Origin of the sequence: Williamsia sp. (genome assembly GCF_016462415.1) — a bacterium.
Classification (GTDB): Bacteria; Actinomycetota; Actinomycetes; order Mycobacteriales; family Mycobacteriaceae; genus Williamsia_A.
Genome location: NZ_JAEMTF010000127.1, coordinates 1 through 12,217 on the forward strand (window position 1 = coordinate 1; position 12,217 = coordinate 12,217).

General features: G+C 64.7%; 15 protein-coding genes and 1 pseudogene. 7 read left to right on the plus strand and 9 right to left on the minus strand.

Features of this window, described 5'->3' with window-relative positions; translation table 11 throughout:
- Both JHC79_RS20720 and JHC79_RS20725 read left to right on the plus strand, forming a co-directional pair.
- Positions 1 to 2,237, plus strand: a 2,237-nt coding sequence (locus JHC79_RS20720) for an AAA family ATPase (RefSeq protein WP_296394390.1), incomplete at its 5' end; no start/stop codon positions are given.
- Positions 2,234 to 2,587: a hypothetical protein gene (locus JHC79_RS20725; RefSeq protein WP_296394392.1), complete on the plus strand. Its 354-nt coding sequence runs from the start codon at positions 2,234 to 2,236 to the stop codon at positions 2,585 to 2,587. The genes JHC79_RS20720 and JHC79_RS20725, both read left to right, overlap by 4 nt.
- 164 nt (positions 2,588 to 2,751) lie before the next feature.
- Here JHC79_RS20725 and JHC79_RS20730 read toward each other — a convergent pair whose 3' ends face one another.
- The 3 genes from JHC79_RS20730 to JHC79_RS20740 are packed head-to-tail and all read right to left on the minus strand — an operon-like array spanning position 2,752 to position 4,795.
- Positions 2,752 to 3,045, minus strand: a complete 294-nt coding sequence (locus JHC79_RS20730) for a hypothetical protein (protein WP_296394394.1) — start codon at positions 3,043 to 3,045, stop codon at positions 2,752 to 2,754.
- Complete coding sequence (locus tag JHC79_RS20735; RefSeq protein ID WP_296394397.1) at positions 3,042 to 4,460, minus strand: hypothetical protein; 1,419 nt, start codon at positions 4,458 to 4,460, stop codon at positions 3,042 to 3,044. The genes JHC79_RS20730 and JHC79_RS20735 overlap by 4 nt, the downstream gene beginning before the upstream one ends.
- A 2-nt stretch (positions 4,461 to 4,462) precedes the next feature.
- Positions 4,463 to 4,795, minus strand: coding sequence for a type VII secretion target (locus JHC79_RS20740; protein ID WP_296394399.1), 333 nt, complete (start codon positions 4,793 to 4,795; stop codon positions 4,463 to 4,465).
- Between the two features lie 117 nt (positions 4,796 to 4,912).
- Between JHC79_RS20740 and JHC79_RS20745 the strand changes: the two are divergent.
- A pseudogene (locus JHC79_RS20745) lies at positions 4,913 to 5,359 on the plus strand (ATP-binding domain-containing protein); the annotation flags it as partial.
- 25 nt (positions 5,360 to 5,384) lie between these two features.
- Here JHC79_RS20745 and JHC79_RS20750 read toward each other — a convergent pair.
- Positions 5,385 to 5,537 carry a hypothetical protein gene (locus JHC79_RS20750; RefSeq protein ID WP_296394401.1) on the minus strand — a complete coding sequence of 51 codons (153 nt, stop codon included), beginning with the start codon at positions 5,535 to 5,537 and terminating at the stop codon, positions 5,385 to 5,387.
- Positions 5,538 to 5,690: 153 nt separating this feature from the next.
- Positions 5,691 to 6,713 (minus strand): hypothetical protein, encoded by a 1,023-nt coding sequence (locus JHC79_RS20755; RefSeq protein WP_296394403.1) that lies wholly within the window; start codon positions 6,711 to 6,713, stop codon positions 5,691 to 5,693.
- A gap of 104 nt (positions 6,714 to 6,817) precedes the next feature.
- Here JHC79_RS20755 and JHC79_RS20760 point away from each other — a divergent pair, with 104 nt between their 5' ends.
- Positions 6,818 to 7,432, plus strand: a complete 615-nt coding sequence (locus JHC79_RS20760) for an N-acetyltransferase (protein ID WP_296394405.1) — start codon at positions 6,818 to 6,820, stop codon at positions 7,430 to 7,432.
- A gap of 154 nt (positions 7,433 to 7,586) precedes the next feature.
- Here the strand turns inward: JHC79_RS20760 and JHC79_RS20765 are convergent, their stop codons facing one another.
- The 3 genes from JHC79_RS20765 to JHC79_RS20775 all read right to left on the minus strand — a co-directional run bounded on the left by JHC79_RS20765 (position 7,587) and on the right by JHC79_RS20775 (position 10,107).
- Entirely contained in the window at positions 7,587 to 8,210 is a 624-nt protein-coding gene (locus JHC79_RS20765) for a hypothetical protein (RefSeq protein ID WP_296394407.1), read from the minus strand.
- 116 nt (positions 8,211 to 8,326) lie between these two features.
- Complete coding sequence (locus JHC79_RS20770; RefSeq protein ID WP_296394410.1) at positions 8,327 to 9,544, minus strand: hypothetical protein; 1,218 nt, start codon at positions 9,542 to 9,544, stop codon at positions 8,327 to 8,329.
- Between the two features lie 98 nt (positions 9,545 to 9,642).
- Positions 9,643 to 10,107: a hypothetical protein gene (locus tag JHC79_RS20775; protein ID WP_296394412.1), complete on the minus strand. Its 465-nt coding sequence runs from the start codon at positions 10,105 to 10,107 to the stop codon at positions 9,643 to 9,645.
- Between the two features lie 190 nt (positions 10,108 to 10,297).
- Here JHC79_RS20775 and JHC79_RS20780 point away from each other — a divergent pair, with 190 nt between their 5' ends.
- The 3 genes from JHC79_RS20780 (at position 10,298) to msrA (ending at position 11,783) form a co-directional block, all read left to right on the plus strand.
- Positions 10,298 to 10,666, plus strand: a complete 369-nt coding sequence (locus JHC79_RS20780) for a DUF1801 domain-containing protein (RefSeq protein WP_296394414.1) — start codon at positions 10,298 to 10,300, stop codon at positions 10,664 to 10,666.
- An 80-nt stretch (positions 10,667 to 10,746) separates the two neighbouring features.
- The gene (gene msrB, locus JHC79_RS20785; RefSeq protein WP_296394415.1) at positions 10,747 to 11,238 is read left to right on the plus strand and encodes a peptide-methionine (R)-S-oxide reductase MsrB; all 492 of its coding nucleotides are present in this window, start codon (positions 10,747 to 10,749) and stop codon (positions 11,236 to 11,238) included.
- On the plus strand, positions 11,235 to 11,783 hold the full coding sequence (gene msrA / locus JHC79_RS20790) for a peptide-methionine (S)-S-oxide reductase MsrA (protein ID WP_296394417.1): 549 nt from the start codon (positions 11,235 to 11,237) through the stop codon (positions 11,781 to 11,783). Before msrB ends, msrA begins: the two co-directional genes overlap by 4 nt.
- Before the next feature lie 72 nt (positions 11,784 to 11,855).
- Here msrA and JHC79_RS20795 read toward each other — a convergent pair.
- On the minus strand, positions 11,856 to 12,217 hold a 362-nt coding region (locus JHC79_RS20795; RefSeq protein ID WP_296394419.1), incomplete at its 5' end, for a hypothetical protein.

Sequence of the window (12,217 nt, forward strand, 5' to 3'; positions counted from 1 at the left end):
CGGGTGCATTTCTCGAGTCGATCGACGTCGCCGGCTTTCGCGGTATCGGCCCGCGCACGAAGCTCGAATTGCATCCCGGACCGGGTATCACCGTGGTCAGCGGCCGCAACGGATCGGGTAAGTCCAGCTTCGCCGAAGCGCTCGAATACGCACTCACCGGCCACAGCTACCGGTGGCGCAACAAGCCGAAACACTGGTCGGACGCCTGGCGCAATCTGCACGACTCCACATCATGCGGCGTTCGGGTCGCGTTCGCCGTCGAAGGTGGCGACCGAACTGTCATCGGCGTCGACTGGAAACCCGGCGATGAACTGAGCGCGGGCGCGGTGTGGACACAGGCCAGCAACGCGACACGGTCAGCTGGGCTCGTCAGCCTCGGATGGTCGCGCACCATGGACCTGCACCGTCCGCTGCTCACCTACGAGGAGATAGGTGGGCTGCTGGCCGAGTCGCCATCGGTCCTCCACGACGCTCTCGCACAACTCCTGGGCCTCGACGAGATCCAGGATGCAGAGCGGCGGCTCACTGACGCGGCCAAGACGGCCAAGGGCCCCAGGACAACTGCTGACGCCGCCGCGAAGTCGTTGAAGGCCGCGCTGGAATCTAGCGACGATCCACGGGCGACAACTGTCCTCAAGGCGCTCCGGCGGCCGTACAAACTCGACGTTGTCGAATCCGTTCTCACCGGAACCGATTCCGACGACGCCGAGAGAGCCCCGTTGCGTGCCGTTCTCGCCATCACTGCGCCGTCACCATCCGACGCAAATGTTGCCGCGGACGCAATCGAGACCGCCGAACGTGCCGCGGCGTCACTCGCAGACACCGCGCTGAACACGATGGCGGCCCGCACCGAGCTGTTAAAGCAGGCCATTCGCTACCAAGACCTCACCGACAGCGACACCTGTCCGGTCTGCGAGTCCACCGAGCTCGATGCTGACTGGCGACAACGAAGTCAAGCCGCGATCGACACAGCGACAGACCATCTCGCCGCCTACCGGCAATCCAAGTCGGACGTCGACAAGGCGCGCTCGGCCGGCCAAGCCGTGGCGGTACGCGTCGTCGACATCGCGCCAATGAACGGGATCGACGCGTCCCTGGTCGATGACTACCGAGCCGCAGTCGCCGCAGCCCGAGCGGTACCGCCCGAGTCGCACGCCCTCGCCGCGCACCTCCGCGATGTCGTCCCTCAGGTCGAACCCGCACTGAACGCTCTGAAAGCGGCAATCGACGAGGTACTCGCCACGCAGGAGAACACCTGGAAACCGGTAGTCACCGAGATCTCGACCTGGCTGGCGTTGGAACGTGTCGCCCGACAAAACGACTCGCGTCTCACGACGGCGACCGAGGCCAAGAACTGGGTCAGCACCAATGCGCAGACGCTGCGCAATCAGCGCCTCGAGCCGATCGCCGATCAGGCTCGCGCCATCTGGTCGCAGCTACGGCAGGAGAGCAACGTCGATATCGGCTCGATCACGTTGGAGGGTCGAAACACCAGTCGCCGTGTCAACTTCGAGGGCAGCGTCGACGGTAAGTCGGCCGGGGCGCTATCGGTGATGAGTCAGGGGGAGTTGCATGCGCTGGCGTTGGCGCTGTTCCTGCCACGGGCCACCACCGCGCAGAGCCCGTTCCGGTTCATCGTTCTCGACGATCCGATCCAGGCGATGGATCCTGCCAAGATCGACGGGTTCCTGCAGGTACTCAGCGAGCTGTCGGCGACACGTCAGGTGATCGTGTTCTCCCACGATGACCGGTTGGCGTCGGCGATCCGGAACACCTCGGTGAAGGCGCGCCTGATCGAGGTCACGCGTGAGTCGGGATCGCGCGTCATCACGAAGGAATCTCTCGACCCCGCGCGCCGCTATGTCGATGACGTGTTCGCACTCGTCGTCGACGAGAACGTCCCCGACGATGTGAAGCGTCGTGCCGTGCCGACGCTGTTCCGTCAGGCGATAGAAGCGGCCGCACAACAGTCGTTCTTCGCGTCTGCCTATCGAAAAGGGCTCGGGCGGATAGAGATCGAGGAGCAGTGGGGAACTGCCAAGAAAACACGTGCGCGCCTAGCGCTTGCCGTTCACGGTGACACCGAGGTCGACGTCTCGGGCTGGCTGTCGTATCGCGGTTGGCGGAAGCCGACGCTAGGAATCTGTAACGCGGGAAGCCACGGCAGCTCGGCGACTCCGACTCGCGAGACCGTGAACGACCTCCGCAAGACTGTCGACGAGTTGTTGGCGCTGTGACCGCCGGGGTCACCACATCTGCCGAGCTTCTGTATCGAGCCGAGCAGCTACTCAGCGGAAATATTGACGCTGCCCAGGGTAATTCGGCGCGTCTCGCGGCGGTGCTTGCTCGGCAGGCGCTCGAGACGATCGTGCTGCAGCGATGTAAGTCGTTCGGTGCGGAGGTCGAGTACGCGTCGATGAGATCGCGGCTAGTGATCCTCCGCGCGTTCGACGATCCGTCAGCTGCCAACGATGCAGCTGGTGCCTGGCAGGGCCTGAGCGCTGTGTGTCATCGTCATGCGTTCGAGCTGTCTCCCACGGTCTCTGAGGTCCGGTCTCAGTGCGAGGTTGTTGCGCGGCTGCTTTGACCGTGTCGATTTCTCACTGTCGATTGCTCTGATGTGCCGTTCTCCGGTCTGGCTCGCCTAAGCGTCTGATTTACCCGCTTTCTTGGGAATGTTGGTGCCGGCGAGGACGGCCGTCGGATTCCGGTGCGCCACGACGGGACCGTTCCTGTGGTCGGCCTAGTTTCTCATCGAGACGAGCGCTGCTTACTTGCCTGCGCGAAGAGCCTGATGCTGGCGATGATGAGACCGACAATTGGGATCGACACAAAGCAGGTTGGAAAAAAGATCAGAAACCCAAAAAATACTCCGGAGAAAATTGCACCGAGAGCGTCGAAGTCGGGTTCGCCGATCTGCGCGATGAGCAGGGCCGCAGCGGTGACCACCAAGGTAAGAACGAAGCACAGGGGGATGGCCCAAAGCACCGAGGTGAAGTAAACATTCCGGTCGCTGCGATGGATCGGCTCACTGCTTTCGTTCACTCTGTTGGCACCTTCGCTGGTTGATCCGCGCTTCCCAGTGGCACGCCGGGGTCTTCCGCAGATGTCTGCTGGCTGCCGGGATAACCCATTTGCGGGGCTGCGTGTGTGGTCGGCCCGATGTCCGGGAGGTCGGTGCCGATATGCGTGTTAGGGCCGCGGAGCAGTCCGAGTCCGGGTCCGAGTTCGCTCTCAGTCGCTGAGCGTTGGGCAAGCGTGTAAACGGTTCCGTCGTCTTTGTAGTTGTACGACTCGACCGATGGGTAGGGCGTTACGGTTCCGTCGATGGCTGCTGACCCGGTTGCGGACGGCTGGATAGTCAGATCGCCGGCTACTCCAATTTTTCCTGCGGTCGCAACTTCGGGCTGAAAGGCATCCGAGCCGAAGTACTTGATTCGCACTGAGCCGTCCTCGCTCTGCAATGCGGAGACTTCGGGCGTTCCGGCACGAGGCGCATGGTCGGTGCCAAGGTCGAGCGGTGGCCCCTTCACGACGGTCGGATTCTGCCTGGCCACGACGATCCCTCGCTCGTAATCGACGTACACGGACACACGCGAATGTTCGGCGCTGGCATTTGCGTCAGGTCCACGGTCGTCGCCCAAGTTGTTGGGAAATTGTTGCTTCGCCGCCCAGTCGAGCGGGTTCGCGGATACGTTCTGCACCTGTTTACTGGGGATGTAGAGGTTAGTGCGCACCACTCCAGCCCCAGGTTTCGGTTTGATCGTCGCTACCGAGATATTTGAGAGAGCGCCCTGGTACTTGGGGTCATATGTGTGAGGGTCGAGAGCCTCGGCCATGCGCCAGTCGTTCGAAGTGACCGGGTCTTTCCCGTACGTCTTGCGGTACGCAGCAACCTGATTCGCGCGGCGATCAGCCAGGTTGACGTTTCCGCCCTCCCCCTTAGGTGTCAGAGGTAGAGACCCGTCGGCGGCATTGATCGCGGCAGCGAGATCATCGTCGAATCGCTCTGCGTCGGCGATGACTTTGTTGACGCGGAGCTGAATGGCCTTGATCTGCGCGTAGTACGAGGCCTTGTCCTCGTTAACCCACCCACGCATGTTTGGAGGATTCGGGTCGGTGACGGTATTCCAGACCGGATCGATCGTGAGTTTGTTGGCGTCGGCATCCGCTTGCACCTGGCGCGCCGCGGCCTTCAGCGCAACACCTTCGTCGTAGCAGTCGCGTGCTGCGGCGGCGATCTTCCATGCTTCTCGTCCGTGTGCGGCGATGTTGCCATGTGTTTTGCCGGCTGAGTCCTTTGCCGCTTTCGCGGCGTCGCCCTCCCAGGTGTGCAGCTCGGACAGCTTCTTCACGTGGGTGTTGAGGTCGTCACAAGTCTGTTTGTGGGCCGAACACACAGAGAAGATTTCCCGAATCTGCTCCGGGTCGAAGTTGACGACCTCGCCGAAACCGACCACGCTCAGATGTCCAGGTTGAGTGGGCGATGGGGTGTCTCGCCGGCGACGTAGAGGGCCGTCGAGTTATCGCCGTCGGTGTTGTTATAGAGCGCTGCACTGGTGTGCAGGTTGCTGCCGTGTTCACGAACAGTGGCCACGATTGCTGCAGTTGTCGGCTTCCACTGATCGACCTTGGCCTGCAGCGCTTGGCGTGAGCCCGAGAACAGTCCGTCAGCAGCCGCAGACGCTCCTGCATGGCTCCGACCGAACGCTTCGGTGGAGTCGTCGGCCGCTGTGTGCAGATCCTGGCCGACGGTATGCAGCGTCGCCGGATCCACTTTCAGATGTTTGCCCATCCCCGCACCCCGTTCGCCAAATCTTCTGCTCGAGTTCGAGACCGGTGGGACATTACCGGACGGGTGTCAAGGATGGCTAACGGTTGTCCACAGGGTGGGGATTAATGCAGCCTGAAGCCGTTGGTCGGTCAGCGGATGCAGTTACTTGGTGGTGACGGCCCGGAGGTCCGGTTCGTTGCCTGCTCGCCCGACGAGGCGCTTCACGTCGCCGACGATCAGGTCGACGGACTGATCGATGAGGGCTGGCGATACGAGGACTTCGCGCTCCTGTCCACGGGGAGCCGACATCCGATCCAGGTCGAGCGCCAGGAGGAGGGTAACGAGTCGTACTGGAAGACGTTCTGGGACAACGACGACATCTTCTACGGCCATGTTCTCGGTTTCAAGGGTCTCGAGCGGCGCGTGATCATCCTGGCACTGAACGAGACGACACGACTAGATCGGTCCAGAGAACGCCTGTACGTGGGACTCTCGCGTGCGAGGGACCAGCTGGTTATCTGCGGAGACCCAGATTTCGTGCGCGAGGTCGGCGGACCGGAGCTCGCGTCGCGGCTGGGGCTGTAAGCCCGGACGGCTCGGCTACGCACCGCTAGAGAAGCGCGGACACATCCCGCGCCGCGTCGATCGACAACGGGTCGGCGTGCAGTGCAGCCAGCGCGAGCCGGAGTCGTCGAACGTACTCGGCCGTGGCCTCAGTGTCGTCGCTGTTTTCATCCGTGCGGGTTTCCAGTGCGGTGAACATCGGTGGACCTCGAATCGCATGTCGGACGCCGCCGTATCGAAACCGCTGGCGTGGTCGAGCAGATCGTGTCGTCCGAGCCGTCGGGGACTGGCGCCGGGAAGAAGTCCAACCGTAAAACGATGGGTTGCGGGATCGCAAAGGATATTGCGAGTGTCACAACCCCGGATGACCGTCGTCGTCGACGGGTACCGGGTCGGGTTCATCGGATGTCCCGCGCTCGATCATCGAGATGATCAGCAACGGCGGATCAGACCCGGCGACGAGCTCTCCGACGGCGTCGACCACCAGCCATCCGCCCTCCTGCCGACGCAACCGGATGTCCTCGAGTTCTCCGCGTCGACTGGACCCGTCGAGCACGGCCGCGGCCACGACGAAGATCCGCGCGACATCGTCGGGATGCGGAGTATCCCGGTTGTCGCGCTGACCTTTCCACGCGACACCCGCCGGCGGATCGGTCAGCCACCGCAACACCCGCATCTTCGACACGTCCATGACGACAACGTGGACGTTCGACATCCGCGCCACCGTCGACATCGCCATCGATTCGACCGGCGTCGTCGCCGGGGCACCGGAGACCTCGAACAGCACGCCCGACAGGCCGCGGTGTGCTGCTGCGGGAACCAGGCTCGCGACAGCGGCGACCGGACCGTCCGGACGGCGCAGCGTCGCCGAGCCCGACCATTCCATCGGGGCGTCGGTGAGCATCGCCTGGACGAGTCCGAGCGTGTCGTCGACCTCCACGAACCGCAACGCATCGGCACTGGTGATCCCCGACTCGCGCACCTCGACTTGCGGCCGACCGACCAGAACCCCCGCCCCGGCCGGCGCCCGGAACAGGCGCGCATCGACGTCCCAGTCGAACGCGACCGCGGCCGGCGGCTCGGCGTCGACAGACCCCTGAGTCGCTAACCACGCTGCCCGTATTCGGCCGGCGGGACCGTCCACGGGTCGGCATTCGACGCCGTCAAACTCGAGGTGCTCCGGGGCCGCGTGTTCTGCTGCGTCAGCCCATCGGCTGACCGCGTTGGTGATCTCTCGAGCGCGCCGGGTGCCCGCCGCGTCGACCAGGGCGCGGCTCAGCGACGTTCGATGCCGGACCCGACCGCCTCGGAACAGGACCGTCGGCGAACCGGGTTCCCGCAGGTCCACCAAGGTCCACCCGTCGCTGCTTACCATGGCTAAAAGTTACGTCATCGCGACGTGGACGGGACTTCCGCACCCAAGGGAGCTGCGGCACAATCGGCGGCGTGACGGCGCCCGCTCCTAGACCCCATTCGCAGGTGCGCACCGCTACTGACCGTTCCGAACTCGACGCCTGTGTGCGTGTCCTCGCCGAGGCGTTCGCGCAGGATCCGCTGATGGCGTCGATCTGGCCCGACGACCACCGCCGTCGCGCTGCGCTCGTTGGGTACTTCACCGCGACGATGCGGTACGAACACAGCCGAATCGGCGTGGTCGACTACCTCACCGACGATGCCGGTCATCCGGTCGCCGTCGCCGCGTGGGACGGCCCGAACCGTGGCGGCACGGTGGCCGGCCTGGTCCGCACAGTGCGCGCCGCGCCCGGCATGCTCGGCGCACTACGTGGGCGACTCCCGGCGGGAATCGGCGTCCGACAACGCCTCGACGCGCACGAACCCACCGACCCACATTGGACGCTGGTCAACCTCGGTGTCGCCACGGTCGCGCAGAAGCAGGGCCACGCCCGAACGCTGATCGAGCACCGACTCGCGCACATCGACGCCAACCCGCTGTCCGCCCATCTCGTGTGCACGCGAGCGGGAAACGTTGCGCTATATCGCCGTTTCGGATTCGAGGTGTCCGAAGAATTCGACCTCGCGAATGGCACCTCGTTGTGGGCGATGGATCGACCCGCACGGCATCACCATTCGTGAGAACACGCGCCGCAGTGAAAGTGGCTGGGTGGATCGAAGACGACGCATCCAACGGTCCTCATGCCGTAGGGCGGCGGTCCGATCGGCATCCCGCTCAACACGGTGAAGGTTCGGCGCTCGCGACACTGCGGGCAGGCGGGCCGGTGACTGAACATCAACTCGTCGAACGTCGGGCCGAGCGGCTGATGCAGGATGTCGTGGCACGACGGGCACACCCCGACAGGCTCGGGCGGCTCGCCGTCGAACCCGCGAACCTCGATGTGGCCCTGAAACCGGGGGCTGTACCCGGGATCAGACACCGATCCCGACCACACGCATTGCATCCCCATGACTCCCCGATGCGCGCTCCCTCGCGAGCCACATCGCCCGAACACGGGTGGGGCAACTCCCACCACTGTGTGGGATCGACGGCTTCGGCCTCGATCGCCGCGAGTACCGTCACCGCGGTCTCGTCTTCGAGCGTTCTCGGTGCGGTCGGGAACGATCCGGTTGTGCGCTGCTGAACTGCGCTGACGGCCACCCCGTCAAAGGCTTGGATCCGAAGCAGTTCGTGATCACCGATATCCGACTGGGCCACATACAGTCCGACGATCGTCGGCTCGCGTGCCTCGACCACGGCGACCACGGTGTCGCCGCCACTGACGTCCGGGAAGTTCCATGTGATCGTGTCGACCGACTCGATGCGGTCCTCGCGGATCACGTTCTGCCACGGCGCGGCAAACGCGATGTGCACCGGACGCCGGGTGTCGATCGCCGGATACGCGTACCAGCGTTCCATCGGCCTTCCCGGCCCATACCGAATGGACGGTCCGCCATAGCCTTTGCGACGCGGTGGATCGTCGTCAGGGATTTGCATGCAGTCCTCTCGCGGCGACGTCGGCGAGCCGACGCGGATCAATGGTCATTGGTCGCCGCCTTCCTGGCCTGCAGTTCGGCGTAGTAGCGGCGCCGACGGTCGATCTTGAGCACCAGTCGCAACGCGGCCACCAGCAGCTTCATCGTCGACATCCACTTGTCGACCTCCCGGGCGCACGCCTCGACCTCGTCCGGATCATCCGACGCATCGCCGTAGCGGCCCCACTTCCCGCGCTCGCGGTTGCAGACCTTGATGCAGTCGATGATGGTGCGCCGGTTGAGGTCGCAGACCTGCGCCACCTCGTCCGGACTCGTCGGACCGTCGTCGATCAGATGCAGCACGGCCATCAACTGATCGGGCAGAGCCGGCGACTCCTCTTCGTCGGCTTCGGGTTCGGGCTTCCACGCCAGTCGGGGAGTGGCCAGCTCCTCACGGATCTGCGGGACGTCGTCGATGACGAACGCGATCCACTTCTTCGCGGCCGAGGTCAGGTTGGCGTCATAGAACACCGAGCACTCCAGGCGCAGCGAGGCGTACACATTGCTCTCGATCAGGCGCAGCGTGATGCTGGGCCATCGCGTCGCCCGTGTCGCGATGTAGTGCGCGGCCTCGAACGCGTCCGGAACCGACGAGACGATGCATGCGAAGAACTCGATGGCCGGCTCGTCGGTGCACATACGCATCCAGGACGAGACTTCGCCGGTGGGGACGCGGATGTCACCGTCGTCGTCAACGCTGATGGGGTGACTGACCTGTCGTGCAAGCGATTCGAGCACCAAGCGCCGGAGGTCGTCCGGATCGTGAGGGGTGACACCGACCGAGATCGATGGCTCGAGCAGTCCCGCCCGCTCGCCACCCTCGAGGAACGTCGGGTGGACGACCTCCCAGATCTCGCGCAGCGCGCGCACCGCGGTGGCCGCCAGTTCGTCGATGCGACGTCGACCGCACTCGACGATGATCGGTCGGTCGCGGGCCTGTAGCGGGCGAAACCCCATACCGAACAGCTGGCCCATCTGGTCGAGCCGGCAGCGATCGGTGGTGTGCAGGTCCGACACGGCCACTGAACAGCGCACCCGGCGTGACCCGGTGACGGTGAACGTCAGCTTCCCGTGCGGTCCGCCGGGGAACTCGTCGGTGGACTGCACGACGGTGTACTCGTCGCCCTGGTCGAGCCGCGACAGCTGGTCGGCCAGGCCGATGCGAAAGGCGCGCCAGGCGTCCTCGACGGACACGTCGAAATCGAAATCGGTGAGCATGGCGGCTCCTTTCGCCGGGCGGTCGGCGAACAGCTCGGACGACCGGTAGAGAGTGAAGAGTACGGCTGGGGTGTGACAGGTTCGGGGAGGCGAGCCGGTCACCATTCGTCCCATTCGCGTGGCGGTGGCGGTTCGCTCTCCACCCCGAGTCGCCGCAGGTCAGACCAGCTGATCCGCCGCGGCTCGATGCCCGGCCAGCGCATGATCAGCAGAGTCCTTAGGTACTGGCCCACGATCGCTCCCAGGACCGTCTGCGCGGCCGCTATGTCACGACCATGCGTCTGCGAATGCCGGATCACCCACTCCGGTGCCTCGGCGAATCCGGACCATGGATTCGGTCGATCCGAGATCGCGGCAAGAGCGCCCACGATGGATTGATCCAGCAGCTGCTGCTCCCACGTCACCGAAAATTCGAGATCAAGCGAACCGTCGGAGCCGGTCAGCAGGCCGGCGAGCGCGTCGACGAACTCGATCCAATAGTCGTGGTCGTCGCTGCCGGTGTCTCGGCTGGCGAGATAGCCGTCGACGAGTTCGTCGAGGCCGATCGTCCGGGATCCGTTCATGGCTCCTCCTGGTTCGCTGTGAGGGCACGCTCGCGCGCACCCAAACATGGGTCGGAGCGTGTGATGGAAAGGGGTTTCGGCTCGATTCGAGCGGGAGCGGCTGGATGTTCTGCCGCTGATCTCGACCCTTCACTCGTGACGGTAGCGGGAGGGTCTGACAGACAGGTACGTCCACCGAGAAGCGCTGACGATGGCTGCCGCCCGAGTATCGTCTTCCGACATGGCTGATTGGCGCGAAGAGACCGTCGAGAAACTGCGGGGCCTGATCCTGGGCGCGGAAGACGGCATCGTCGAAGAGATCAAGTGGCGCAAACCGTCGAACCCCGACGGAGTGCCGACCTTCTCCCTCGACGGCCTCATCTGCACGCTGGAGACCTACAAGGACAAGGTGAAGCTCACGTTCGCGAAGGGTGCGTCGCTGCCCGACCCGCACTCGCTGTTCAACGCCAGCCTCACCGCCGGCACGCGTCGGGCCATCGACATCAAGGAATCGAATTCGCTCGATTCCGATGCTTTCACCGCTCTGATCAGCGCCGCGGCCGCCGCCAACCGAAACTGAGCCCCCTCTCGGGACCAAATCGCGGTGCTCGTGCGTTGGAGTAATTGATGTCGCAGCCAGCGGCGTCAAGGGAGGTATCGATGACCACGAAGTACCAGAAGACCGCCGACGCCGTGAACGGGCTGACCCCCGTCCAGTACCGCGTCACCCAGAAGGACGGGACCGAACCCGCCTTCTCCAACGAGTACTGGGACAACCACGAGGCGGGAATCTACGTCGACGTCGTCTCGGGCGAACCGCTGTTCTCCTCGCTCGACAAGTACGACAGCGGCACCGGCTGGCCGAGCTTCACCCGGCCCATCGAGGCCGACGCGGTGACCACCAAGAGCGACCGGAAGTTGCTGATCAAGCGCACCGAGGCGCGCTCGGCGGGTGCCGACAGCCATCTCGGGCACATCTTCAACGACGGTCCCCGCGACGCCGGCGGCCAGCGGTTCTGCATGAACTCCGCGGCGCTGCGTTTCGTCCCCGTCGACGAGCTCGAGGCCCAGGGCTACGGCGACTACGTCTCGCTGTTCACGACCGACTCCACCACCCCAGGTTCGACCACCACCGAGGAGCATTCACGATGACCACTGACACCGGACAGATCACCACCCAGCCCGGCACCGAGACCGCCGTCCTCGCCGGCGGTTGCTTCTGGGGCATGGAAGACCTCATCCGTCGCCAGCCCGGTGTGCTGGCGACCCGCGTCGGCTACACCGGCGGCAGCAACGACCACGCCACCTACCGCAGCCATCCCGGCCACGCCGAGGCCGTCGAGATCGTGTTCGACCCGTCGCAGACCACCTACCGCGACATCCTGGCGTTCTTCTTCCAGGCACACGATCCGTCGACCAAGGATCGTCAGGGAAACGACGTGGGAACCAGCTACCGCTCGGCGATCTTCCCGGTCACTGCCGAGCAGGAGAAGGTCGCCCGCGAGACCATCGCAGATGTCGACGCGTCCGGTCTGTGGCCGGGCAAGGCCGTCACCACGATCGAGCCGTCGGGCCCGTTCTGGCAGGCCGAGCCCGAGCATCAGGACTACCTGATCCGCAACCCCGGTGGCTACACGTGCCACTATGTGCGCCCGGGTTGGGTTCTGCCCAAGCGCAGTGAGGCTGCCTCGCAGTAGTTTTCGAAACGCGTGATCGATCGCGCACCAAAGACGCCCACCGTTCCTGATGGAACGGTGGGCGTTGTGCTTTCAGGGGTAGAACTCCCGGCCGGACCTCCAGTAGGCGAACAAGTCGTCGAGCATCGGACTGATCGCGTCGTAGGTGTCCCAGGTGTCGGGGATCTCGTAGGTCGAGTCGTAACCGGCCAGCGTCGGCACCGCAGAGATTGATCCCAGGTACGCGCGATACGCAGCATCGGCGAACGCGACGCCGGTCGCGGTGAGGTCCGAGTTGCTGAACTCGCCGTGGAAGTAGGTGTGCGCGTACTCCGAGAGCGTGGCGTTTCGGCGATAGGCAGCGACCATGGCTTTCTGATGGCGCGACGCGACCAGCCCGCGATTCGCCGCCCACGCCAGAAATGCTCCGATGTGGATGGCCGCGGCGGACAGGT